Origin of the sequence: Paenibacillus sp. 37, assembly GCF_008386395.1 — a bacterium.
Taxonomy (GTDB): Bacteria; Bacillota; Bacilli; order Paenibacillales; family Paenibacillaceae; genus Paenibacillus; species Paenibacillus amylolyticus_B.
Window position 1 is genome coordinate 880,515 of record NZ_CP043761.1, and the last position, 24,494, is coordinate 905,008.

18 protein-coding genes and 1 pseudogene are annotated in these 24,494 nt (G+C 43.8%); 11 read left to right on the forward strand and 8 right to left on the reverse strand.

Annotated features, from left to right (window positions below; translation table 11 throughout):
* Nucleotides 1-45 precede the first annotated feature (45 nt).
* Together F0220_RS04050 and F0220_RS04055 are read right to left on the reverse strand one after the other, a co-directional pair.
* Nucleotides 46-1,134 (reverse strand): DNA alkylation repair protein, encoded by a 1,089-nt coding sequence (locus F0220_RS04050; RefSeq protein WP_149846271.1) that lies wholly within the window; start codon nt 1,132-1,134, stop codon nt 46-48.
* Nucleotides 1,135-1,267: 133 nt separating this feature from the next.
* The gene (locus F0220_RS04055; RefSeq protein WP_105602049.1) at nt 1,268-1,903 is read right to left on the reverse strand and encodes a tyrosine protein kinase; all 636 of its coding nucleotides are present in this window, start codon (nt 1,901-1,903) and stop codon (nt 1,268-1,270) included.
* A 454-nt stretch (nt 1,904-2,357) separates the two neighbouring features.
* Between F0220_RS04055 and F0220_RS04060 the strand changes: the two genes are divergently transcribed.
* Nucleotides 2,358-2,648, forward strand: coding sequence for a YerC/YecD family TrpR-related protein (locus tag F0220_RS04060; protein WP_017690665.1), 291 nt, complete (start codon nt 2,358-2,360; stop codon nt 2,646-2,648).
* A 1-nt stretch (nt 2,649) separates the two neighbouring features.
* Nucleotides 2,650-3,435, forward strand: a complete 786-nt coding sequence (locus F0220_RS04065) for a sirohydrochlorin chelatase (protein WP_149846272.1) — start codon at nt 2,650-2,652, stop codon at nt 3,433-3,435.
* Between the two features lie 146 nt (nt 3,436-3,581).
* On the opposite strand, the gene F0220_RS04070 is transcribed toward F0220_RS04065, so the two are convergent.
* Nucleotides 3,582-4,151 carry a TetR/AcrR family transcriptional regulator gene (locus F0220_RS04070; RefSeq protein ID WP_149846273.1) on the reverse strand — a complete coding sequence of 190 codons (570 nt, stop codon included), beginning with the start codon at nt 4,149-4,151 and terminating at the stop codon, nt 3,582-3,584.
* A gap of 169 nt (nt 4,152-4,320) precedes the next feature.
* On the opposite strand from F0220_RS04070, the gene F0220_RS04075 reads away from it, so the two are divergent.
* Complete coding sequence (locus F0220_RS04075; RefSeq protein ID WP_149846274.1) at nt 4,321-5,247, forward strand: ketopantoate reductase family protein; 927 nt, start codon at nt 4,321-4,323, stop codon at nt 5,245-5,247.
* A 71-nt stretch (nt 5,248-5,318) separates the two neighbouring features.
* Complete coding sequence (locus tag F0220_RS04080; protein ID WP_149846275.1) at nt 5,319-5,735, forward strand: DUF4395 family protein; 417 nt, start codon at nt 5,319-5,321, stop codon at nt 5,733-5,735.
* 178 nt (nt 5,736-5,913) lie between these two features.
* On the opposite strand, the gene F0220_RS04085 is transcribed toward F0220_RS04080, so the two are convergent.
* On the reverse strand, nt 5,914-6,630 hold the full coding sequence (locus tag F0220_RS04085) for an NPP1 family protein (protein WP_149846276.1): 717 nt from the start codon (nt 6,628-6,630) through the stop codon (nt 5,914-5,916).
* Nucleotides 6,631-7,155: 525 nt separating this feature from the next.
* On the opposite strand from F0220_RS04085, the gene F0220_RS04090 reads away from it, so the two are divergent.
* Nucleotides 7,156-8,037: a diacylglycerol kinase gene (locus F0220_RS04090; protein ID WP_074093499.1), complete on the forward strand. Its 882-nt coding sequence runs from the start codon at nt 7,156-7,158 to the stop codon at nt 8,035-8,037.
* Nucleotides 8,038-8,856: 819 nt separating this feature from the next.
* The gene (rlmD, locus tag F0220_RS04095) at nt 8,857-10,407 is read left to right on the forward strand and encodes a 23S rRNA (uracil(1939)-C(5))-methyltransferase RlmD (RefSeq protein WP_411157707.1); all 1,551 of its coding nucleotides are present in this window, start codon (nt 8,857-8,859) and stop codon (nt 10,405-10,407) included.
* Nucleotides 10,408-10,522: 115 nt separating this feature from the next.
* Here rlmD and F0220_RS04100 read toward each other — a convergent pair whose 3' ends face one another.
* On the reverse strand, nt 10,523-11,458 hold the full coding sequence (locus F0220_RS04100) for a ketopantoate reductase family protein (protein WP_105602080.1): 936 nt from the start codon (nt 11,456-11,458) through the stop codon (nt 10,523-10,525).
* Nucleotides 11,459-11,607: 149 nt separating this feature from the next.
* Here F0220_RS04100 and F0220_RS04105 point away from each other — a divergent pair, with 149 nt between their 5' ends.
* Nucleotides 11,608-12,186: a TetR/AcrR family transcriptional regulator gene (locus tag F0220_RS04105; protein WP_105602081.1), complete on the forward strand. Its 579-nt coding sequence runs from the start codon at nt 11,608-11,610 to the stop codon at nt 12,184-12,186.
* Between the two features lie 226 nt (nt 12,187-12,412).
* On the opposite strand, the gene F0220_RS04110 is transcribed toward F0220_RS04105, so the two are convergent.
* Together F0220_RS04110 and F0220_RS04115 are read right to left on the reverse strand one after the other, a co-directional pair.
* Complete coding sequence (locus F0220_RS04110; protein WP_105602083.1) at nt 12,413-14,290, reverse strand: leucine-rich repeat domain-containing protein; 1,878 nt, start codon at nt 14,288-14,290, stop codon at nt 12,413-12,415.
* 190 nt (nt 14,291-14,480) lie between these two features.
* A complete protein-coding gene (locus tag F0220_RS04115; RefSeq protein ID WP_105602085.1) occupies nt 14,481-15,359 on the reverse strand; it encodes a GNAT family N-acetyltransferase in 879 nt (292 codons plus the stop codon).
* 87 nt (nt 15,360-15,446) lie between these two features.
* Here F0220_RS04115 and F0220_RS04120 point away from each other — a divergent pair.
* The 4 genes and pseudogenes from F0220_RS04120 to F0220_RS04135 all read left to right on the forward strand — a co-directional run.
* Nucleotides 15,447-15,905, forward strand: a pseudogene (locus F0220_RS04120) (N-6 DNA methylase); the annotation flags it as partial.
* 461 nt (nt 15,906-16,366) lie between these two features.
* Nucleotides 16,367-21,187, forward strand: coding sequence for a RecQ family ATP-dependent DNA helicase (locus F0220_RS04125; protein ID WP_105602087.1), 4,821 nt, complete (start codon nt 16,367-16,369; stop codon nt 21,185-21,187).
* A gap of 125 nt (nt 21,188-21,312) precedes the next feature.
* Nucleotides 21,313-22,701: an AAA family ATPase gene (locus tag F0220_RS04130; RefSeq protein ID WP_223199843.1), complete on the forward strand. Its 1,389-nt coding sequence runs from the start codon at nt 21,313-21,315 to the stop codon at nt 22,699-22,701.
* A gap of 9 nt (nt 22,702-22,710) precedes the next feature.
* Nucleotides 22,711-24,078: an McrC family protein gene (locus tag F0220_RS04135; RefSeq protein ID WP_105602090.1), complete on the forward strand. Its 1,368-nt coding sequence runs from the start codon at nt 22,711-22,713 to the stop codon at nt 24,076-24,078.
* Between the two features lie 187 nt (nt 24,079-24,265).
* Here F0220_RS04135 and F0220_RS04140 read toward each other — a convergent pair whose 3' ends face one another.
* On the reverse strand, nt 24,266-24,472 hold the full coding sequence (locus tag F0220_RS04140) for a DUF2536 family protein (protein ID WP_105602092.1): 207 nt from the start codon (nt 24,470-24,472) through the stop codon (nt 24,266-24,268).
* Between the last annotated feature and the right edge of the window lie 22 nt (nt 24,473-24,494).

Sequence of the window (24,494 nt, forward strand, 5' to 3'; positions counted from 1 at the left end):
TAATCCGCAGCAATAAGCTGTGTATAACTTACGAGGTTTTTCCTGTTACTCCACTTCAAGGATAAAAGAAGTCGTTGCTGCCTCTTTGCCATTCACAACAATCGTTAACGTATGCAGTCCAGCATAGTATTTTCTCGTTGTGATGACTTTGAACGATTGTTTAGTGGCTACCTTGGTTCTGCCTGTCGGGTACATTTTATCGGAGCATTTGAATCGTTTAGGGGCCTGTTTGCCGTTTGCCTTCATATAACCCATCTCATATTCAATTCGCAGCATCTGTGACTCGCCGCTCTCATTAACAACATCAAATGAAAAATGAAGATCCTCGCCAATGGAAATCGTATCCTGGACAAGCTGGAGCTGCTCAATGTGAATCGAATCCTGCTCGTTATAACCAAAAAGACTTAGTGCTTTGCGATGTCCTTTCTTCAGTAATGACCTGCTGGCATGCCGGACAATCCAGTCTGTGTGTACATGTTGTCCGTACCAGGTCGTGGCCAGATCCATAACCAGTTCAGGGTGGTCCTTGGAGATGTCATTCAGATGATTGGCGACACTTTTGCGAACATAGAGGGACTCGTCCTGTTTCAATGCATGCAGAATCGGAAGTACAGGTGTTGGATCAGTGATAAAGTTCTGGAGTTTCGCACCCCATGGCAAACGTGGCCGGCTGCCCTCACTGGCAAGTCTGCGGATATGCTCGTTGTCACTTTCTGCCCACGCCATCATATGTTTCATCGTTTGGATTGGATAATGTTCAATAAACGGACGTACCGCGAACTCTGAGCTGGAATAAGGTGTGAAGAGGGTTAGATACTTCATGGATAACTCGTAATCTTCTGGGTCAAGTCCGTTCACTTCAATAAAATCCGGTACAAATAGATATTCAACGCCTCTCATCGTCGGGGCGGCTTGTTCGATAATATGTAATGCTTCCTCATAATTGTCCGGCAGTACCTGGGTCAAAGCCAGTGTGATTCTGCGAATGCGCGCTTTGAATTCCAACTGTTCCCAGCCTTCAGCGAAAACCAATTCATGAAATTGCTGTGTATCCAGCTTAGGGTAGAATTGGCGCAACTGTTCGCCGGTCCGATCGATTAATGCGGGAGTGTATTTGTCTTTGATAAGTTCCATGGTCCGCCTCCTTTAGTTACTATTCAGTATACCTCAAATTACAGAAATAAGAACGTAAGTTCCTGAAAATTATTTGTTTACCGATGAACGGTGTTAAGGCACCCGCCTTCTGTAAGGGGGTGCCTGAATTTTCTTAACCTTTGCGACTTTTGGGACGGCGCTTCGTGGAATTGGATTTGCGGCGGACTGGAGTTGTATTGCGGCGACGTGTAGCATTCGTTGTTTTGTTCCGACGTTTGTTTTTGCGTTTCCGGGGCGGCGTATATTCTTCATAGTCTGCATCAGCTGCGCTGTTATTCGATTTTCCTTTTCCAAAAGGCAGAATGCCCATTACAAGTTTCATCATGGGAGCCATCTGCTGGATGCCACCAACGACCTTCTGCATTTTGCCTATTCCACTCATGATTCCATCAATACCGCCGAAGCGGTCGATCATTCCTTTTAACTCACCGATGTTGGCTAACGAAAAGCCGGTACTGCCAGTAGCAGGCGCCGTTACCGGAGCTGGGGGAACAACCTGAGCTGCACCTCCATAAAAGTTCCCGCCAGACACACCCTGCCCATAGGGTACGACTGCAGAAGCCTCGACTTCACCAAAGCCCGGGTAGTGTGGTTCTACGCCAGGATACATCGGTTGAATTTGAGTTTCATTTAAAGACCGCGGAACCACACCGGGCGGCATATAGGCAGAAGTATGTGCCTGTCGATGAGCATGAGAAGACGGACGCTGCCCTGGTGGTGGCTGGCGGTGATAATAATGCTGTGGCATGAACGATCACGTTCCTTCTATGTTGGATTTCGGAATTGCGTTCCATGAGTTGCATGACAGATGTACATCATAGACCCTTGTGGAACTCCCTTTTGTTATACTGTATGTCATTCGCGGAGAGACGGCGTAGGCGGGTGTCCCGGAAAACGGGATATTTGCGGATTTGGGCGCATGGCATGATGGCAGGTTCCCGAAGAGAAAATGAAGTTTGGACACAAAATTGTCACATTTAAGTGGGTTGAAATCCTACATAAGCAATCGGATATATACAGGTGAAAACTGGGAAATAACGCGGTAATTTCGTCTGATGTGCGCGAGGCGAGGACAATAGTACCTTTTGTAAGCGGTAACATGTATTTTTATTCTGTAGTGCGTGAAATCGGTAACGCTTGAAATACCAACTCAGTGTGAGTACAATGTAGGTACACAGTAACCGCTAGGGGATGATGATGAAATGCAGCTGAAAAAGCTAAATGATAAAAGCATTGAACAACTATTCGAGGCTATTTTGACGCTAAAAGATATTGAAGAGTGTTATGTTTTCTTTGATGACCTCTGCACAGTTAACGAGATCCAATCCATGTCCCAGCGGCTGGAAGTGGCTCGTATGTTGGGTAAAGGCAATACGTATAACCAGATTGAAGCAGAGACAGGTGCGAGTACAGCTACAATTTCACGTGTGAAACGCTGCCTGAATTACGGCAATGATGGTTATAAAATGACGCTCGAACGCCTGGGACGCTAACATGAAGAAGCCGGGTGTGCTCATCATCAGTCACGGTTCACAGGAGCAGACCTGGGTGGAATCCGTCGATGACGCGATCTCCCGGTTGAATCTGCCTGTTCCATTACCGGTTGAAGCCGGTTTTCTTGAACTTGTGGAAGGACGCCTGATCCAGGACGGTATCGACCGACTGGAAACACAAGGCGTAACCGATATTCTGGTCGTACCTCTATTTGTTTCGTCCGGGAGTACACATGTGGATGAAATTGAATATGCCATTGGTGCAAAGGAAACACCTGATCGCGAAACGGATCTGGAACCGTTCGATGTGAAGGCTCGGGTTCACTTCGGTTATCCAGTGGATAACGATCCGGATATTGCCGTAATGGTGTGGGACAAAGTCCGATTATTGTCGCAGCAACCGGAGGAAGAAACGATTCTGCTGGTAGGCCATGGGAGTATTCATAATGGTTTTCGCGAGCGTTGGGAAGCCGGAATTTCTTCCCTTGCAGAGCTTGTGCAGGAAGTTAGTGGTGTAGCCCATACGGATTATGCATTGTTGAATCCAGAGAGTGTGTACGACAAAGTGAAGTATTGGAGCGAAGAGCGGGGGAACCGAGTCATTGTGGCGCCGCTGTTTTTGAGTGCCGGTTATTTCACGAGGAACGTTATCCCGGGTCGGCTGCAGGAACTGAACTATGTGTACAGTGGAGAGACACTGTTGCCACATCCATTGCTCGGGCAGTGGCTGGAGCATCAGATCCAGATTTTGCTGGAGAGATGTAATGAAGTTAAAGCTTCTTCTTGAAGTGATCGTTTTGGCATAGGTGTGTGGTCACATCGCTCGCAGTAATGTTGCATCAATTGATTTGAACTCCATAGCTTCATAAACAATCAAACCACGTCAAAGGACGTGGTTTTTTGTTTGTTGTAGATCACTTAACAAGGATTAGTTTATCCATTAATGGGTGCGTGCAATTGCAGATGTAGCTCCAGTAAACTTATTAATTGGTCAACGATCTCCTCGGCCGGATAAGGCATGGAATTCATAATCCACCACTCCAGGAGGCCCACAGCAGCGGAAGCAAGAAACTGTATGGTAACCTCTTTTTTCATACCTTCCTGGATGCCACAGGCATCCATCTGTTCCTCCACTCCCTGGACCAACAATTTCATCAACTTACTACGGAATGCCGGAATACCTTTTTTGGTTAGAAGTGTGGTATAGGTAGAGGCATGCTGTTCCAGATAACGGAAAGTTCTGAGCAGCGCATCCTTGGCCGTAACGGGTGTTGTAGTAGAGCTTTCGATCATACAGGCATCCAACAACCGCTGCAAATAGGTTTCAATGCATTGATCCAACAAATCGAACTTGTCTGCGTAATGCAAATAGATGGTTCCTCGGTTTACATTAGCCCGATCAGCAATATCGTTTATCGTAATTTGCTCGAAATCCCGTTCTTCCAGTAACCCCACAAAAGCTTCGATTATCGCCTTTCGTGTCTTGAGTACTCGTCTGTCCATGGCCCCTCCTATGATGGTTTTCAACAATAAGGAATCATTCGTTGATTTTTCAACAAAAACGGATATTTTAACGATTGAAGCACAGTAGGTGCTTTGTTACTCTTATTTTATCAACAAATGTTCATAAAGCAACGAATATTGATAAAATATGAAAATAGAGGGATAACCAATGAAAATATTAGTGTATGGTGCAGGTGTTTTGGGAAGTCAATTGGCGCACGTTCTGGTGCGCGGTGGCAATGATGTTACTGTTCTGGCTAGAGGGAGGCGGGCAGAGGAACTGGAGAAGGATGGAATCGTCATCCGGCATATTTTTCAATTCAAAACGACAGTTGATCAGGTTCGGGTAGCCAGAACGTTGGAAGTGGATGACCAATATGATCTGATTTTTGTTGTCATGAAATATAACGATTTTTCTTCCGTGTTACCTATTCTGGCAGAGAATCAGAGCAGTAATATTGTGATTGTGGGAAACAACGCAGATGCGCGAAGCATGCAAAACTTTTTGGAGGAAAACAGCAAGGTGGCAAAACAGGTCGCGTTTGGATTTCAGGTGAGTGGAGGGAAGCGGGAAAAGGACCGCATGTTATCGGTCGGTGGAGGTGGCGGACAAATGGTGATTGGCAGTCTGGACGGTGATATCAACTTTAAACCTTTGCTGGATCAAGCTTTCCAACATGTGAAATACAAGTTGAATGTTCTGAGCGATATTGATGCCTGGCTGAAAAGCCATATCATCCCCATTCTGATGCTTAATGCGGTGAGCTTTAATGAGAAGCACGAATTGATCAAGTTGGACGGGAACAGAAAGCAAATCCAACATATGATTGGGGCGATGGATGAGGGCTTCAGCGTGCTTGAGGCTATGGGCATAACGATTATACCGGAGATTCAGGCTAAAATGATTCGCAAGCATCAACGGATGTTATACCTTCTGTTGAAGATCTATAGCATGCTTCCGGTTCATAAGCTGGTCGCGGGTTCTTTTGGAGAGATTGAGGCATTAAATAATGCATTTACCGATTGGAAAAAGACAACAGGCATCCCGACTCCCCATTGGGACGTGCTGAAAAGAGATTTTACTATCCTTAAATGAAGTATTGCTCATTCCTTGCATACCGACTAGAATAAAACCAACTAATAAAATGGGGATAAGGAGATATACAGATGCGGGAAGTGCCCATGCGTTATGTGAAAGCAAATCAGGTCGGTATTGTATTGTTTGTTTTACTCTTGTTTGTGTTTAATCCAATTGTAGTTCTGGGAGCGCTGTGGAGTATTCAGGTGGTTGGTCTGGCTTCCAGTGGCAAGCTTAATCTGTTTGTGCACATTGGGAAAGCTGTGTTGACTGGTAAAGGTAGAGAGATGCAGGCGGTGGAGCTGCAGCGATTCAACAATATTCTGGCCGTGCTCTTCCTGTCTCTGGCACTCATCTCGTTCTCGCTTGGCTGGGTAATCGCAGGTTATGTATTCTCCGTTATGCTTCTCGCGGCTGCAAGCGCGGCGCTGCTGGGTTATTGTGTAGGCTGCACTGTATATTTCTGGTATAAACAGCTGCGTGCAGGGCGAAAAATCGGATTTTGAGGTTGGCTGAAGCGAGACGGAGATACGATGACGAAAACGTCCGATACTTCGAGTAAAGAGAGCCATATTCCGAGGAGTTTTCTTGCGGCAAGTTTTCACCTGAACCTATAGCGATCGTGATACGATCACTTCATCATGAAATCCCCCTCAAGTGACTGTTCACTTGAAGGGGATTTTTTTACCTAAACCAAGCCTTGTTCAGATTGTTCGTGAAATTGTTATCGTTGAAAGGCACGTTCGCGCTACCGAAGTCCGTCGTGTTGAGTGCATTTCGTGCCGCAGAAGTCAGATCGTCCCATCCGATCAAAGGCTGAGTTCCACCCACAGTATTAGTAACGTTAAGCTCATGGTTCAGTGGCCAGGTACTATTATAGGAAATCAACGGATGGCTACCTTGTGTATTGGTATTGCTCGGTGTAACTTTGGTAAACTGGCCGTGACCGGAATAGGCGATGGAGAGGATTTGGGGATTGGCCGCTGCCGGATTATCGACCCACACGACGATTCCTTCCCAATCGTGACGATGGCCGAGTCCGGCAGAAGGGGAGTCTTTGGGGAAATACCACGAATACATGATGGCCCATACCCCATTGTGCCATGTGGAGCGGGAGTAGATCTGCCCTGTATTTGAGCTGCAGTTCCCATTGGATGACCCGGACGTATTCAAGCCAGCGCTGGTATTGCCCTGTTGATCGACTGCGGGAAAAGGGACACAACCATGATAGACCTTCAAAAACGGCTGAAAACGCTTGGCTGCTTGTTGCATTACGGTGACTGGTGTGACTTCCTGGAATCCGACAACCTGATCATGATTAATTTCTGCTGCTTCAACAACGGTGACCCAAGGAATACATGCCATAAGCGAAACCATGAGCATTAACACAATTTTTTTCATATACACTTCTCCTTCAAGGGTATGATATGGTGCTAAGTTGAGGGTTCACTAAAACTATATTGGAAAAAGGTTTATGTTATTTATCTTTTCATCTTAAGAATTGTAAATTTGTAACATATCTATGTCATAATCATATGAAGATCATCGAAATCGAAGACTAATTCCTGTCCAAGCGGGCAGAATGGTTGATTAATGAGACTATTTTACATAAAAGGTAGTGGGGAAGATTCAGGATCGGTGTGTGAGGTTTATTGGATAATGGATGGATTAGTGGGTACATATATGAAAAAATATACTTATGGATTACAGGCTAGGACATCTTTACATTTGATGATATGATAGGAGTTAAAGGCTTTGGAATGAGACGGAATTCCTGATGCATAGATATAGGTAAGACGAAAGATTAGAGCAACATTAACGGAAGTTCATTATTGTGTAAAAAATATGCCCTTTTGTGGACTGATGCAACGTAAGAATATGAGGTCGTTTAGACTCATGGATAATGTGGAATAGGTGGCGTATGAGATGAAAAAAGCTCGCTTAATATATAATCCGACCTCAGGCCGGGAAGAAATGAAGAAACGTCTGGCTGATATTTTGCAGCGTTTGGATCAAGGTGGTATTGAAGCTTCTTGTCATGCAACAACGGGCGAAGGTGATGCAACCCGCGAAGCTGAACTCGCTATTGAACGCGGCTATGACATGATTATTGCTGCTGGTGGAGATGGCACGTTGTACGAAGTGATTAACGGTATGGCAGAGCGGGAGAACCGTCCTCCGCTGGGTGTGTTTCCTTTGGGAACAACGAATGATTTTGCACGTGCACTCGGCATTCCGAGACAGTGGGAAGATTACGTAGATCTGGTCATTAACCAGCAACTTCGTCCGCTCGATCTGGGCAAAGCAAATGATAAATATTTTATCAACATCGCCGGTGGCGGATCATTAACTGAACTGACCTATGAAGTACCGAGTCGTCTGAAAACGATGATTGGGCAACTGGCCTATTATATGAAGGGTATTGAGAAAATGGCGAGCCTGTCTCCACAGGAGCTGATTATTCGCGCCGATGGTCAGGAAGAGATCCATGACGAATTCATGTTATTCCTCATCGCCAATACCAATTCGGTCGGGGGCTTCGAGAAGTTGGCTCCAGGTGCAACCATTGATGATGGTCTGTTCGATGTGATCGGTGTTCGCAAGTGTAATCTGGCCGATATGATCCGCCTCGTAACGCTCGCGCTGCGTGGGGAGCATCTGAACGACAAGAAAGTGGTTCATTTCCAGACGAGTCATATGGAAGTTACGTCGCCAGGATATGTCCAATTGAACCTGGATGGAGAGTTGGGGGGCACATTGCCAGCTACATTTACGAACCTCAAGCATCATCTGCAGTTGTATCGTTAAGAATATGGGTGCTGGGGGCAATATGGGTCGCTTGCGAAAAGCAATGTTGATCGCCTCAGAAAAGCAATGCTGCAGCAGCAGTGGTTGCACATTATCTCATAACTGTTGAGGAGAGTTGGATTCAACTCTGTGGTAAGGCGAGATGGAAGTGGATTTTCCAGTTGCCGTGTAGGGTGGGATCGCGTATAATCTCATGTGGTCACCGTGCGTTGAGCTGATAGAGGGTACATTGTGGTGATTGAGTTAACGTGACAGCGAACAGCGAATATTGAACGGTGAAAGTAAAAAGCGCTGTTCTTGTTCGATGGTACTGGAATGTGATTACCGTGCTGAAAATAGCAGTTTGGTCGGGTGTCGGCGGCTAACGAACTCAGAAAGCCTTAATATGGCGAAATCGCCTAAGCTGCGAATCTAACGAATTACAGCATCGTTATTTTAGAGAAAATGACCGAAAGAGGTCGCAAAACACCATCCGAAGATGATATAACGTTTCTGAAGTTCATAAGAAATTCGGAACGTTATTTTTGATGTGATACCATATAATAAGAAAGAAGTGAATGTACGTTGTCTAATACGAACCGCAGCGGTCGTGGAAAAAACCGCCGGAATTCGGCTGCCTCTCAGGGGCAAGGGAACGCTTCAGCGTCCCGTCAGCCAAGTCAATCATCTCGTCCATCACCACGTCAGCAAGGAAAAGAGGTGCGCCCACAAGGAGCATCTCTTTCTGCCGTTCGTCCAAAGGGGAGAGCGCGTGAATCTTTACCAATCGAAGGACTTCCGGTTAGCAAAAATGAAGAGACTGTCATCGACATCATTGGCATGAACCATGACGGTGAGGGCGTAGGTCGCGCGAATGGATATACGCTCTTTGTGCAGGGTGCGCTTCCAGGTGAAACTGTGCGTGTGCGCGTGATGAAAACCAAGAAGCAGTATGGCTACGCCAAGTTACTGGAGATCGTGAACGCCAGCCCGGATCGTGTGTCCGCGCCTTGCCCGATCTACGATCAGTGCGGAGGCTGCCAGATCCAGCATATGAGCTATGCCGGACAGCTTGCGTGGAAGCGCCAGTTGGTGGTCGATAATTTGCAGCGGATTGGCAAGCTGAACGTAATGGTGGAGGATGCAGAGACGTTGGCATCCAACGTGCAGGAAGATGAAGAAAGTGCAAAACAACGTGTGCAGAATGACGCTTCAGTTGGTGAGGCGAAGCTGGAGGAGCGGTTGGTACAGGATGAGAATCAGCCAACTCAACCTGGACAAGCATCTTCTGAAGCACAGATGATTGGAAGTAATCGCATTCGTTTGCGGCTTGAAGGTGTCATGAACGAAGAAGATACGGAACAGGGCATTCGCGTACTGCCTACGATGGGTATGGACGAACCATGGCGGTATCGGAATAAGGCACAGGTGCCGATTGGAGCAGCCGAGGGTGGTCTGGTAGGTGGCTTTTACGCTAAAGGAAGCCATCGGATCATCGATATGAAGAGCTGCCTCATTCAGCATGAGCATAACGACGAAGTGGTTGCGAAGGTGAAGGAGATCGGTAGTCATTTTGGAATTAGCGCATATAACGAAGAGACAGGCCGCGGTCTGCTGCGTCATGTGGTTGTGAAGAAAGCGTTCCGTACAGGCGAGATGATGCTCGTTCTGGTTACGAATGGTCGAGACATTCCGTACAAAGACGAATGGATTGGCAGTATCCGTGAAGCGATTCCGCATGTCGCGAGCATCTGCCAGAACGTGAACAAGAAACAGACCAACGTTATCTTTGGCGATGAGACCCGCGTTCTCTGGGGACGTGATGTAATCTATGACTTTATTGGCGATGTGCAGTTTGCGATCTCTCCGCGTTCGTTCTACCAGGTGAATCCGGTGCAGACGGAAGTGTTGTACGGGAAAACGGTAGAGTACGCCGGACTGACCGGCAAAGAAACCGTAATTGATGCCTATTGCGGCATCGGGACGATTTCTCTTTTCCTCGCGCAACATGCGGATCAGGTGTACGGGGTGGAGATCGTGCCTGAAGCGATCGAGGATGCACGTAGCAATGCGCTCTTGAACGAGATGCGTAACGTGAAGTTTGAAGTCGGCGCATCTGAGGATGTCATCCCGCGTTGGAAAGAACAAGGCATCGAAGCTGATGTCATCGTTGTTGATCCTCCGCGTAAGGGCTGTGATCCACGTTTGCTGGAAACGATTCTGGAAATGAAGCCGGAGCGCGTGGTGTACGTGAGTTGTAATCCGAGTACCTTGGCACGTGATCTTCGTGTGCTGGAGGATGGCGGATATCGAACGGTTGAGGTAACGCCAGTGGATATGTTCCCGCATACAGTACATGTGGAGAGTGTAGCGATGTTGGTTAGGGTGTAGTGTTTTGAAGCTACATTTACCTGTTTTAATATAGCTAATTTGCCCGAGGCTTCTAAAGCTCGGGCTATAATTGTTTTAACCGAAGTCATTCATTCAGCGAAAGGCATTCAGTTTATCAGTTTTTAATAGCTTGGTGTTGTTCAGTGTTTTCTAATGCCACAGTAAGACGTGGTAAAGGTATGCCTAACTTTTTTGCTTCTCTCACAACTTCAAGTACCGCAAAACCGGCTTTACTATTGTTGTATTCAATGAAAAGTCGTGGTAAGCTGCCCTTTGCAAGAATAACCTTGTTAAACAGCAGGCTGAGAAGTGCCGGTGGGATCTTGGTCAACAGTAGAGTAATCGCGTCCATCTTTGCGCCTCTTGCTTTAAGTACAGGGGTCATTTCCCGCATACTCTTACCGACATTTGCGAATGAGTCACTATGATTCAAGACTGCTGGGAAACTTCCTCGTTTTAACACCTCGGTCTCCATCGCCGCATTCATGGCAAAATGATTCCATAGCCAGCTTTGCATATCTTTTGTCCAATTGATTTTAAAATGGGCGCTTTCAAATAGTTCTTTGACCTTGTTGTTTATCTGTTCTGTGCCTACCCGTGGTTTTTCCAGAAATATCGTTTTTAAAAAGCCGCCCCTAAGCTTATTGTCCTCAATGCCGCCTCCTGCTCCTGGGAACCCAAAGACAACATTGTTCATAGACAAGGGCAAGATCGATGATTTTAAATCCTGCCAAATATTATTGAATATTAGGATAGGGGTGTTACCCGCGGCAGTCGATAGGAGCTGTGCTGCTGATGGAAGTTGCTCCGTGTTGACACTCGCAATGATGAGATCGTAATTTGGGCTTATCTCCTCATGCAGTTTGATGTTCCAGCTTTCTTGGATTAACTGTTTCCCTCTTCGTGCGTCCCACATTTCAAGCGCTATATGACTTCCGAGGGTTTCTTTTCTCCCTTTTCTAACGTAAAACTCAACGGTATGCCCTGCCTTTTCAAAAGCCCAAGCATACTGGGTCGATATGACACCTCTACCAAAGAATAAAATTCTCATATTACCTCCTGAAAAAAATATTTTAATCCTTATTGATGATCCAACAACATGTTGTATAATGTTATTGTATTGATTCACTTTACGATCATCAACCATCAGATTTTTAATATCTGTCGTATAATTGATCGAACAGCAGACGGAGGCAAATAATGAAAAAGCAACCTGAAATTACGGACAAAACAAGGCAGACATTTATAAATGTATTCTGTGATTTATATAGTCGAAAACCCATCGAAAAAATATCCATACAAGAGATCGCTAACCAATCAGGATATAATCGGAGTACATTTTATCAATACTTTACAGATATCTATGAGTTGTTGGACTGCGTTGAAGAGCGTGTTTTGAAATCCATTAACGAGGAAATGGCAGGCAGAGAGTTTTCTACACATACGTTCCAGGATGCACTTCAATGCTTGGAAAATGCAGAGGACATTTCAGTTCTGAAGGCCCTTTTGGGAGACTATGGTTCTGTTCATTTTGTGGAACGCTTGAAAAGAGAAATTCCCTTTGAGCGATTGATTGTGGATTTTCCAACAGATGATGTCTTGGCACCATATATCATTGAGTTTTACATTTCGACATTAATATCTATGTTTCGTCTTTGGATACGCAACGACAAAGATCTATCGTCAGAAGAATTGGTCAAGCTGATCGATAGCCTATTTGCAAAGGGGATAACACCGTATCATATCTTTGGCGAGGTCAATCCGAGCGCTCTGATCTGAATAAAAAGTAAAGGGACGAGGAGAAGGAGAATGAGGGCTTGACTGTTACAGAATCCCTGATACGAGGGTCGTTTCCCTAATCATTTTGCAAGACCCTTTTCTGGAGTGCCTATAAACAGATCATACAGATATTCTAGCGAAAAACAGTAAAGAGGAGCATTTGCTCCTCTTTACTTCAATAACTATAGTAGTCTAAAACTCCTCACTCCATCATCCCAAGCGGTAATTAATACACATGCACATCCGTACCAAGCACGGATTTGTTTTGTACGGAATTACCGGATAGATATACCTTTTGCAGATTAGGCAGCTGGCTTAGGGTCTCGATATTGGAAATGGCATTGTTCTCGAGATGAAGCTCTTCTATGGCCTGCCAGTTACTCATAAATTCGAGAGAAGACAAATTGCTGTCTTGCAGAGTAAAGGAACGTAGAGCCGGCATGTTGGCAAAGTAAGGCATCATCTGGTCAACTTCATTGACAGAGTTGTTATTTATGCTGAAATATGGCTGCTCTAAAGCCAAATGTTCAAGCACACTGTTCTCCGTGGCCGATTTTTGCTCGAAATTCAACCTACACTCGGAGCACATCAGAGATTTGATTTGCTTCAAACGAAATAAAGCATCGCTCTCCTTATATAGTGACGAGTCGTAAATGTTTAGAGTCTCTAGGCTGGGCAAACCGTCCAAGGCGCCAAGACGTGTAATTTCATCGATCTCCCAGAGGGAGAGTTGCTCCAGTTTTGGGAATTTCCCCAGCGCAGCCAAGTTCAATTCCCCGCTTCCGCCACGGAGCGTCAGACTGGTTGTAGCCGGGGCCTTTAGCCCAGTGAGAAAGGAGCTTGGAATTTCCACTCGCCCCACATTAGGCAATGTCAGCGCTTCTGCTTTCTCGTAGTAACCGGACAACGTTAATTCTCGCAGAGAGGGCAGACTGTTTATGACCTTTACCGAAGCAAGCTGACTTAGAGAAGCCAGACGTAGTGTAGTAATGGAGGCCTTGTCGGCCAAGGGCTCCAGGCTTGAGAAGTTTACGTTTTCGAGATCAAGTGTTTGTAGAGCAGGCATATTTTGTACAAAGTCGATGGACTTTACATTCGTTAAAAAGGATAGCTGAAGCTCCTGAAGCTGGGTCAAGGCGTACAGCGGCTGCAGGTCTGTGGTTTCACTGTAATGTATGGATAAGGATGACAGCCCGGTCATGGAGGACAACCATCCCAGTTCATCGACAAAGGTGAGCGACAGAGACTTGAGCGGCAGCTTGTTCAACAGAAAGAAATCCGTTACGGATTCATCCACATAGGTAATGGATAACGAGCTCAGATTAGGAAACTCCAGCAGCATGGCCAATTCCTGATTGCTGCGAAGCTGAGTGGAAAGCTCCGTAATTTTAGTCTTGTCTCCAAAGTAGCCCGAAAATGTACTGAAGGATTCGTTAAAAGCGCCTCCATAACTTTTTAATCCGGACATATGGGCCAAAGTGGTTTGATCCGTCTGGGAGATTTCATAGGTATTCGTCAGGTCCAATGCCGTCAGTCCCGTAAAGGCTTCAAAATCTCGCTGATCGATCTCCTGGCTATTCAGTTTCTTGTCCTGAGTAACATAAGTGATTTTCTCGGCCTGTTCATCGCTGAAGGGATCGGAGAGGCTATATGTAAACGTCCACTGATCATTCTCCGAATGCTCTACGGTTAAATAGCGAAGACGAGCCAGTTCCTCCTCTGTCGGTAGGGCAGATCCTTTATCGAAGATATCTCGCAAAAAGGAAAGAAGAACCTCGCTTTCGGGCATCTTTCGCACAGGCAGATTGGCTTCTGTTTTTGAATAAGTGGAGCTGTTGCTATAATAAAAATATGTACCGATGGCGCCTGATATGACAAGCAGCAGGACCAATAACAGCCTTAGGGGGATGGAGACGGAGACGGACGGCTTCGGCGTCGCCTCAGGAACTGTCCCGTGGTAATGATTAATGGTCTGGTCTACGTAATAGACATGATTTTGCTTCAATAAAAGCTCTGTTTCACAATAGGGACACTTTAAAACTTCATCCTCCTTGTATTCAATTCTTCCATTGCAATTGGGACAGTTTAACGGGATAAACGCCACGAATGTCCTCTCCTTCATTTCATTATGATGTTCATAAGATCATGCTGAACGGTCATCTGATTTCATTATACCTTGTGAATTTACGTTTGATGAGAGAAAGAAGTTTCACATAACGAAGGAGCAGGGAAATCCTGCTCCTTTTTGATCTTTTTTTAATATGGTCAGGTGGTAGGTCTTATTAAATAAATCATCAAGCAATAGATGTAATTGGATGTTTAACGTACACAGGGTAGAGATGTTCACCATGAGTTCTTACAAATAAACCTTCATTGGTGATTGTACTTTTTAGAACGATATGATCTGTTACATCTGGAGTGAAATGGAAGGTTATTTTCTCCGTATCCTCATCTGCGATCTTATCCAAGATATCTTTCATATTCAATTCGTTTAAGCTAACAACATCGTAGAGCTCAATATGATTGTCTTCTTTCTGATAAATAACAATGACGTTTTCGTTTTCCAAGTAATAAATATCATCACTAAAGACATTCAGGCAATAAAACATGAGTATTCCTTGAGCATGATAGGTTGCGAAGTGCTGAGAAACAGGTAATCTTTCCGATGCCAATTTTTGAATAAGACGTATATCATCCGCGTTATTTACATTTAGTTTTCGGATGTTCGCAGGCTCGGGTGATTTTATTGCCGTATAATTCATTGAAAAAAGATGTTCTTCCACAGGCTTAAACCCAAACTTGGGGTAAAAATCAAGCACCGATTCATTGGCAAAAAGGTACATGTAATCGTACTTGTTCTCATATTCCTCTAAAACTTTGATCATTAAACGTGTAGAGAGTCCTTTCCCCCGATAATCAGGATGTGTCATCACCGTGCCGATTTGAATCGCTTTTTTCTTCTCACCGTGAATGATGAGCTCAAGGATGTTAACAGAAACGTTGGCAATAACCTGGTCTCCATCGACATATGAATAAGGGATGTAACGCTCGCCCCAGTATCCTTGTTGATACCAATCTTCAAAGTTGATCTCAAACGTGTTGACAGCAAGCTCGAAAAAACTCTTGCGCAGTACTTCATTGTTTTTATAATTCTTCATAAATATTTCTTGCATGGTATTACCCCCTGCTCTCGATAAGTTTATTATTAAGTGAGTTAACTTACAATTCTACCAGATATTATTCGTCAGATGTTTCTGACCCCCTTAGAAGGTGTGATTCGTCAAACTTTAATTGAGAAAAATTATCTTGATACAGTTATAGGCTTGCCTGCTAACTTGTTTTACGGCGTATCAATTCCAACCACAATTTTGGTGTTTAAGAAAAATCGTAAAGCAAAGGATATTTTGTTTATTGATGCAAGCCACGAGTTTGAAAAGGGTAAGAATCAAAACAAACTTACGAATGAGAACATTAATAAAATTGTTGAAACTTATCGAAATCGTGTAGATGTTGATAAATACGCTCATGTGGCGTCACTTGAGGAAATTAAAGGAAATGAGTATAACTTAAATATTCCTCGTTACGTGGATACGTTTGAAGAAGAGCAAACGATAGATCTTGCTGAAGTGAATAAGCTATTAGAGCAAGATCGAAAAGAAATTGCTGAACTTGAAGCTAAGATTAATGCGCAATTGAAAATATTAGGAATTCATATGTAATAATGAACGAAAAATAGTCAAGGATAACAGTTCTTGACTCTTTTCGGTTTCCGCACTTCTCAAGTGAGAGTCCTATGGCTGACAAGCACGTTTGCGCCCATATAAATTTTACGACGAGCAGTTTCACTTAATGTACTTTAGAGGAGACCGAAGCAACATTGAAGTTGGAGAATCCCTTTTAGTTTTCTTTAATGTAGCTATCTATTTAGGCTTGAATGAGCAAGAAGCTTCTAAAACCACGAAGAGACGGTTTTGGAAGTTTCTTTGTTTACTTTAACTTTGTATGGACGAAGTATAGTTGAGATATAAAATTAACTTGTCCACTTACAGGTTCATTGTGTTATAAGGGATACTTTGGAGGATTATGGATATATTTGTCGTATATATACAACAAATATGAATATATAGATATCTGATCTTGCCAAGCAGGCGGGTCAGGGTTCAATAGGTGGAGGCAAGATATGGAGAAGATTGTATTTGTAGATACGGAGATTCAAGCAACGACGGGAAAAATTATGGACATTGGGGCTGTACACGAAGATGGAATGAGTTATCATTCCTCATCTGTGCAGGCATTCACAGCTTTTATACAAGGAGTGCGTTATGTATGTGGGCATAATATTATTCATCATGATCTGAATTATCTGCGTAGTTCTCTGAGTACAGTGGGGATCGACGAGCGGACATGTATTGACACACTATATTGGTCTCCTTTGTTATTTCCAAAGAAGTTCTACCATGCACTGCTAAAGGATGATAAGCTCCAGTCGGATGAAGCGAACAATCCGTTGAATGATGCAATGAAGGCACGGGAACTATTTGCCGATGAAGTGGAGGAGTTCCTTAGGCTACCAACAGCTTTGCGTCACATTTATAGTTCTTTGCTATGGAAGCAGAGAGAGTTCAGCGGTTTTCTGGACTATGTCCGGTTGCCAGTGTTCCAGTCTAATCCAGCTTCGCTTATTAAGGAATTTTTTTCTGCCAATATATGCGAGCATGCTGAAATAGGACGCATGGTTGCTGAGCAGCCAGTGGCGCTAGCTTATGCACTTGGGCTAATTTATACCAATGATCTGCATTTGATCACAGGAACAAAGGCGATTACACCTCCTTGGGTGCTGCAACAATATCCTGAGACAGAGCGCTTTATGTTTTTGCTACGCAGCAAGTCCTGTTTGAGTGGATGTGCTTACTGTAATGAGAAACTGGATGTGCATAAAGGACTGCATCATTTTTTCGGTTACAACCAATTTCGCAGATACGGTGGGGAGCCGCTTCAGGAGCAGGCAGTCAAAGCCGCTGTCGCCAATAAGTCACTGCTCGCTGTATTTCCGACAGGAGGCGGGAAGTCGGTAACGTTCCAACTGCCTGCGCTGATGAGTGGACAGACAATGGAGGGGGTGACTCTGGTCATCTCACCTCTCCAATCACTGATGAAGGATCAGGTGGACAATCTGGAGCGTAAAGGTATTACGAAGGCAGTGACCATCAATGGGCTGCTGGACCCTATTGAGCGTGCGAAGTCGTTTGCACGGGTGGAGGATGGATCAGCATCCTTGCTTTACATTTCACCAGAATCGCTGCGCTCTGCATCGATTGAGCGTTTACTGCTAGGGCGCAACTTAGTTCGTGTCGTTATTGATGAGGCACACTGTTTTTCATCCTGGGGACAGGATTTTCGAGTAGATTATTTATACATAGGAGATTTTATCAAGTCATTGCAGGAGAAGAAAAACAGTCCTGACCCAATTCCAGTGTCCTGCTTTACCGCCACTGCGAAGCAACAGGTCATTGAGGATATTCGGGATTATTTTCGGAATAAGTTGGGACTGGAGCTGGAACTTTACGAGACCCAAACAGGACGTACCAATTTGCGGTATAACGTACTTAAGATGAATGACGAGCAAGAGAAGTACAATACGACGAGAAGGCTGCTGGATAGCTATGAGGTTCCTAGCATTATCTATGTATCGAGAACACGTAAGGCTGCCGAGCTGGCTGAGAGGCTATGTCAGGATGGATATGTAGCAAGAGCATATCATGGGAAAATGGACAAGCAGGAGAAGATGAGCAACCAGGACGCTTTTATTGGCGGTGAAGTGCCCATTATGGTGGCTACTTCTGCTTTTGGGATGGGGGTTGACAAGCCAGATGTGGGGCTGGTGCTCCATTATGAAATCTCGGACTCGCTGGAGAATTACGTGCAAGAGGCAGGCAGAGCAGGCAGGGATGAGTCGATCTCGGCGGTATGTTATGTGTTATTTCATGATGAGGATCTAAGCAAGCATTTCATCCTTTTGAATCAGACCAAGCTCAGTATTCGGGAAATTGGGCAGGTGTGGCAGGCAATCAAGGTTCTGAGTAATTCCCGTTCGACGATTTCTGAATCTGCACTGGAAATTGCTCGTAAGGCAGGCTGGGATGAGAGCGTGCTGGACATTGAAACGAAAGTGAAAACGGCAATTGCAGCGCTGGAAAAGGCAGGGTATGTGAAGCGTGGACACAATCGTCCCCGTGTATTTGCCAGCGGTATTATATCCCGCAACGCCGCTGAAGCTATCGCACGGATTCAATCCTCTGAGCGGTTCGACAGTACGCAGAAGGAAGCAGCAGGCCGAATTATCCGGAAGCTATTTTCCACCAAGAGCCGCAAGCATGCTAATGAGGAGATTCCCGAAGCTCGTATTGATTACATTTCAGATCATCTCGGCATGAACAAAAAGGATGTTATTCGAATAATCCAATTGCTACGTGAGGAAAATATTCTTGCAGATACGAAGGATTTAACCGCATATATTAAGTCGAGGAACCAGATCAGCAGCTCAATGGCGACATTGAACAGATTCAAGAGGCTAGAGGTGTTCCTGCGGCATCAACTAGAGGATGAGGGGGAACATTTACTGCATCTGAAGGAGTTGAATGAACAAGCTGAGAGTGATGGAATCAAGAGAGTTTCTATAGATACCATTAAAATAATTCTGAACATCTGGGCTATTCAGTACTGGATCAAGCGGCAGACCATTTCCTCGAATCATGTTGCAATTGTGAGGGTGTTAGCTAAGCAGGTATGGGGTGAGAGAATGGAGCGCCGTCATGAGCTGGCAACATTCATAGTGAGCAATCTTCATCAGCGTAGCAGCTCAAGCTCTGTGGATACAGGAATGAAGGAAGATATGCTAGTGGAATTTTCGGTGCTAGAGTTGAAGGAGGCCTATAATAAATCGATTAAGGGTGTCCTAACCCAACAGGAGGCAACGATAGAGGAGATAGAAGATGCTATATTCTATCTGTCTCGTATTGATGCAATAAAGCTGGAGGGTGGTTTTCTGGTCATATACAACACGGTAACGTTGCAGCGGCTGGAGATGGACAAGAAACGGCGATACAGGCTGGAAGATTATGCGGATCTGACACAGTTCTACCAGAGCAAGATTCAGCAAATTCATATCGTTGGTGAATATGCAGCGAAGATGGTGGAGGACGAACGTGATGCATTGCAATTTGTGGGTGATTATTTTCAAATGCATTACGGCAATTTCCTGAACAAATATTTCAAAGGCCATCGGCGGGAGGAGATCAACCGCACGATCACTCCAACCAAGTTTCACCAGCTTTTTGGCGAGCTGTCTCCCGCACAATTAAACATTGTCAACGACAAGGATTCACATAACATTGTAGTGTTAGCTGGACCAGGAAGTGGCAAGACTCGCCTGCTCGTTCACAAGCTGGCTTCTCTGATGCTGATGGAGGATGTGAAGCATGAACAGATGCTAATGCTTACTTTTTCCAGAGCGGCTGCGACCGAGTTCAAGAAACGTCTGCTTGAGCTGGTGGGGAATGCTGCGCATTATATCGAAATTAAAACGTTTCATTCATACTGCTTCGATCTACTAGGTAAAATTGGATCGTTGGAAAAGTCTGATGCGATTATCAGAGAGACAGTTCGACGCATTCATAGCGGTGAGGTGGAGGTATCTCGTATTACTAAGACGGTATTGGTACTGGATGAGGCTCAAGATATGAATGCTGATGAATATGAGCTGGTGCAGACACTCAAGCAGCTTAATGAGGATATGCGTATTATTGCTGTAGGTGATGATGACCAGAATATTTATATGTTTCGGCATGCCAGCTCTCGCTATATGGCACAGTTGCTAGAGGCAGAATCCAGCAGGATGTATGAGTTAGTGGAAAATTATCGCAGTAGGCCTAACCTGATTGCATTTACGAATCAATGGGTACAGCAGCTATCAGATCGACTCAAGCGTACCTCAATACAGTCAATTCACCAGGAGAATGGCATGCTGGAGATCGTCACCTACAATAGTGATCAACTCGTAATCCCGCTGGTAGAACGGCTTCGGAATACTGGAATGGACGGTACCACGGCTGTGTTAGCCTATACCAACGAGGAAGCGATGCAGGTATTTACAAGGCTTGTAGAGAACAAAATCCCCGCCAAACTGGTGATCAGCAATGACGGGTTCAACTTGAGCAATCTTTTTGAATTGCGCTATTTTTTGTTGGAACTGCGTCAGCATTGCCAGACTGCCCGTATTCAACAGGACGTATGGGAGCAGACTTTGTGTAATTTCAAGGAACGTTTTAAGAGGAACCCTCATTTGGAAGCATGTTTGGGACTCTTTCAGGATTTCGCCGATATACATGCTGGTAGCATGTATATGACCGATTTGGAAAGCTTCATTAGCGAGTCCAATCTGGAAGACTTTGTAGCAATTGATAGGGAGACGGTATATGTGTCCACGATTCATAAGGCGAAGGGGCGAGAGTATGAGAAGGTGTTCCTTTTACTTAGAAACTTGAAGGCAGGAGACCCTACGGTGGTTCGCGCAATATATGTTGCCATGACCCGAGCCAAGCAGCACCTGTCCATTCATTATAATGGCAGCTATTTGGACCATCTGAATGTAGAATCGATGCAGCGTGTTGCAGATTCGACAGTGTATCCACCCTCGGCACAGTTGGCGATTCCGCTGACTCTCCGCGACCTGTGGCTGGACTTCTGTATGAGATGCCAGTCTGCGATAGTTCTCACACGTCCGGGTGATCAATTGCAACTCGATGGCAGATACATTCTGAACGCTCGAGGGCAGAAGGTAGCTGCACTTTCGGGACGAATGCTAGAGACAATAGGTGAATTGCACTCCAAGGGGTATGAGCCTGTAAATGTGGCAGTACGGTATATTGTTTATTGGAAGAAGGCGGGTGAGGAGAGGGAAATATTAATTCCTATACCAGATATTATGTTTAAGCGGGGATAGTTAGTCGGGACGTGTAAACCAGAGGGGGATATTATGAGTAGAAATCTCCACGCAGTAGTAACTGAAACGATGCTTTGTAACCAACCTCAATAAGGAATGTTGTCACAAAATGTAGTAGTATAATATTGGTAATAGATTTAGAAGCGCAGCGGGGAGCGAGAATAATGTCACTAGAAGAAACAGTAGAATACATAGGTGAAATGGTAAGCAATGGTGAGCTATCAGAACATTATAAGGATATGGCACTTTCACTGAAAAGAAGAGGTCAAATCATATTATATGGCCCGCCAGGTACGGGAAAGACATATACGGCAAAAAAGTTTATCGACTTATGCTCGGTGAAAGATAGTAGGGAACCAAGATTATGGTTGTATTCTACCATATTACATATGGAAGAACCGTTCTACTGGTATGTAAAGGGGAGTCTTTGTACTACAATTGCTGAAGATGATTTTATCTTAATCGTACACGTTTCCAAAACCCAAAATACTATTATTGGTTTGGCAAAAGTAAAATATTCAAAGGGCAAGAAATTTAAAAGTGAAGATGGGATGGAATGCTATAAAAACCACTTTGAGGATATATACTATTTTAAACCTTCACTGACTACATCTCTCCTTGCTAAGTATTACAAAGGAGCAGAGGATGAAATTAATGAAGCATCTGCTAGTGTGAATGCTCAAAAACAGGCCAATCAAAAGCTTATTTCAAATAATCTGAAAGAAGCAATTATTGCTTGTTTAGGTGAAATTAGTGAACGAGATAAGATAATCAAAATGATTAAAAAAATAGATAATGGAAGCGTACCTCTTCAAATGTGTACGTTTCACCCTTCATTCAGTTATGAAGACTTTATCGAAGGCTACAAGCCTATTCAAACCAATGAAGGTTTAGTCGCATTTCGATTGGAGGATGGGATATTCAAAGAATATTGTAAGGAGGCCGAAAAGAATCCGGGTACAGACTATTATTTTATCATCGATGAGATTAATAGAGGAAACACAGCCAAAGTATTTGGTGAAATTATTACGTTGCTGGAATTAGATAAACGAGATACGACATTGACATTACCTCAAAGCAAATCAAAATTTGCTATTCCAAGCAATGTATATATAATCGGTACCATGAATTCAGCGGATAGAAGCATTAGCTCCTTGGACGTGGCTCTAAGAAGACGATTTGCATTAATCGAAATTCCTTCCGAACCTCAATCACTCGGTAATACGATTAGCTATGAGAAAAATGGAGAGGAATGTGAGCTACAGCTAAGCAATTTACTGGAAGAGATTAATGATAGATTAAAAAATGAAATGGGCATCAGTGAAAATAAATTTATTGGGCATGGGTATTTCTATCAAGATGGTCAGGAAATTGAGGGGCCACTGGAAGTAAGGGATATTTTGAAGTTCGAAATATTGCCCATATTAATGGAGTATTGTTCCTATGAGACGAACAGGTATACAGAAGTATTTGGTTATTTAGAAGAATTGTGTTCCGATCTTACAGAAGAATAGGTGCTGACGATGGTCATACAAAAAGAGCAAGTTGTTCTTATGGAGTATGGAAGAGAGGAATGGTTAACTAAAGAAAGAGTGACTGAAGAGGATATTCGGTATTTAAAATCGCTCCAAAATCGGAAGAGCGCTGAAAAATCCTATGAAGAGGACGATGGTTGTTTAGTTTTTAATGAATGGACTTTTGGAATAAGGGCGTTAGGATGGGTAGGCGTTATTGAATTGAAAAACTATCAAATCACTATTCGTCCCAGATTTAATAAAGATTTTAAATACTTCATTAACATGTTACAGGTGGCTGAAGGATTGCCTAATATTCAGGAAAACAGCATGGTTGAATCAGCCAAGTTGCCTAAATTAATGCATGATTTTCTAGAATTATTGGCGCAACTGTATTTGAGTGAACTAGGAAAAATGATGCGCATTGGTGTCTATAAAAGTTACGTTACCGAGGAAGATAATCTAAGCATACTTCGGGGTAGGCCAGATTTCTATAAAAACCTAAAACATAACTATGCATTACCACCAAAAATTTATTGCAGCTACGATGAATTAACAACGGATGTACCTGAAAACCAATACATTCTTAAAGGGTTGGACTATCTCACCCATGTATCCAGATATTTAAATGAAACGACTAAGCAACAGCTTATGTATTATTACAATGATTTTATGGATCTTTGTACAGATGTTGATCACATTCAGAATTCATTTAACTATAATCAACTGAACAAGCACTATAAAGAGGCACATAGGTTAACACAGATATTAATTAATAGTATGACAGTCGTAAATCTTCATAGGCCTACAGAGCGATTGTTTACTGTCCTTTTCAATATGAATGATGTTTTCGAGAAGTTTACGGGGAAATTTCTCGAGGCATCACTGAAGGATTTGTACCAAGTTACTTTGCAGCCCGAAACATTTGGTGCGATCCAAAGTGATGGAGGTTTGATGAAAAAAAGAGCTATAACCCCAGATATTGTGATTTCATCCTTATCGGAAAATTCTAGTGACTCAGAGATGAAACTTGTCCTTGATACTAAGAATAAGGATTATGCCAATATAGGCAAAGTCTCCAATGCAGATATTTATCAGATTACGTTCTATGCTCAGTTCTTTTCGCAAATGTCTGTGATAGAACAAGGTAAAGAAAATAATGAGTTTTATGCAATTATGGTCTACCCAATAAGAAACAGTGGATATTCTGGGAAAATTGTGGAAAAGAACTCCAATATTATCGTCCCTTTAATGAATGGTGGGAGAGGAAGAATCCAAGCTAAAGGTATTCATGTGGATTCATTAATTGAACTTATCTACTCTCGGAAAAAGGTAGAACTAGTTCATGCTGCTGTGGACTTGATAAGTCAGGAATAGAATATCAATAAAAGTATTTTTTAAGCAAACATCATTCCTTTGGGAATTTAATGTTTCGTTTTCACTGAGTGCTTGTCACATGTGGATTCAGTGACGATGTTGGTCAAGCAGGATTTGTAACAAGGGATTAGTTAGCAAAAGAAGACGCGAGCAAATTTGCGTCTTCTTTTGCTTGATATATACTCCATCAATCTACGGCAAAATGCACGACTGCACTATATAACATTTTGGTGCGAATAGGATCAAATGTTACTTGATGTTGGACTTGCTTCACACGCAGCATCAGCGCTTTATTGATTTCAATTCGTTCTTCAATCACTCGCGCCAGTTCATGAAAGTCATAAGCCTGCAAGCATTCAACTTTATCTTTAATTATATCCAGTGAGATCTCCATATTTAAGTCATGCCTCCTCCAA

Coding starts and splice junctions, on each gene's coding strand:
- F0220_RS04050 (WP_149846271.1), bottom strand. CDS start 1,134: ATGGAACTTATCAAAGACAAATACACTCCCGCATTAATCGATCGGACC.
- F0220_RS04055 (WP_105602049.1), bottom strand. CDS start 1,903: ATGCCACAGCATTATTATCACCGCCAGCCACCACCAGGGCAGCGTCCG.
- F0220_RS04060 (WP_017690665.1), top strand. CDS start 2,358: ATGCAGCTGAAAAAGCTAAATGATAAAAGCATTGAACAACTATTCGAG.
- F0220_RS04065 (WP_149846272.1), top strand. CDS start 2,650: ATGAAGAAGCCGGGTGTGCTCATCATCAGTCACGGTTCACAGGAGCAG.
- F0220_RS04070 (WP_149846273.1), bottom strand. CDS start 4,151: ATGGACAGACGAGTACTCAAGACACGAAAGGCGATAATCGAAGCTTTT.
- F0220_RS04075 (WP_149846274.1), top strand. CDS start 4,321: ATGAAAATATTAGTGTATGGTGCAGGTGTTTTGGGAAGTCAATTGGCG.
- F0220_RS04080 (WP_149846275.1), top strand. CDS start 5,319: ATGCGGGAAGTGCCCATGCGTTATGTGAAAGCAAATCAGGTCGGTATT.
- F0220_RS04085 (WP_149846276.1), bottom strand. CDS start 6,630: ATGAAAAAAATTGTGTTAATGCTCATGGTTTCGCTTATGGCATGTATT.
- F0220_RS04090 (WP_074093499.1), top strand. CDS start 7,156: ATGAAAAAAGCTCGCTTAATATATAATCCGACCTCAGGCCGGGAAGAA.
- rlmD (WP_411157707.1), top strand. CDS start 8,857: ATGAACCATGACGGTGAGGGCGTAGGTCGCGCGAATGGATATACGCTC.
- F0220_RS04100 (WP_105602080.1), bottom strand. CDS start 11,458: ATGAGAATTTTATTCTTTGGTAGAGGTGTCATATCGACCCAGTATGCT.
- F0220_RS04105 (WP_105602081.1), top strand. CDS start 11,608: ATGAAAAAGCAACCTGAAATTACGGACAAAACAAGGCAGACATTTATA.
- F0220_RS04115 (WP_105602085.1), bottom strand. CDS start 15,359: ATGCAAGAAATATTTATGAAGAATTATAAAAACAATGAAGTACTGCGC.
- F0220_RS04125 (WP_105602087.1), top strand. CDS start 16,367: ATGGAGAAGATTGTATTTGTAGATACGGAGATTCAAGCAACGACGGGA.
- F0220_RS04135 (WP_105602090.1), top strand. CDS start 22,711: ATGGTCATACAAAAAGAGCAAGTTGTTCTTATGGAGTATGGAAGAGAG.
- F0220_RS04140 (WP_105602092.1), bottom strand. CDS start 24,472: ATGGAGATCTCACTGGATATAATTAAAGATAAAGTTGAATGCTTGCAG.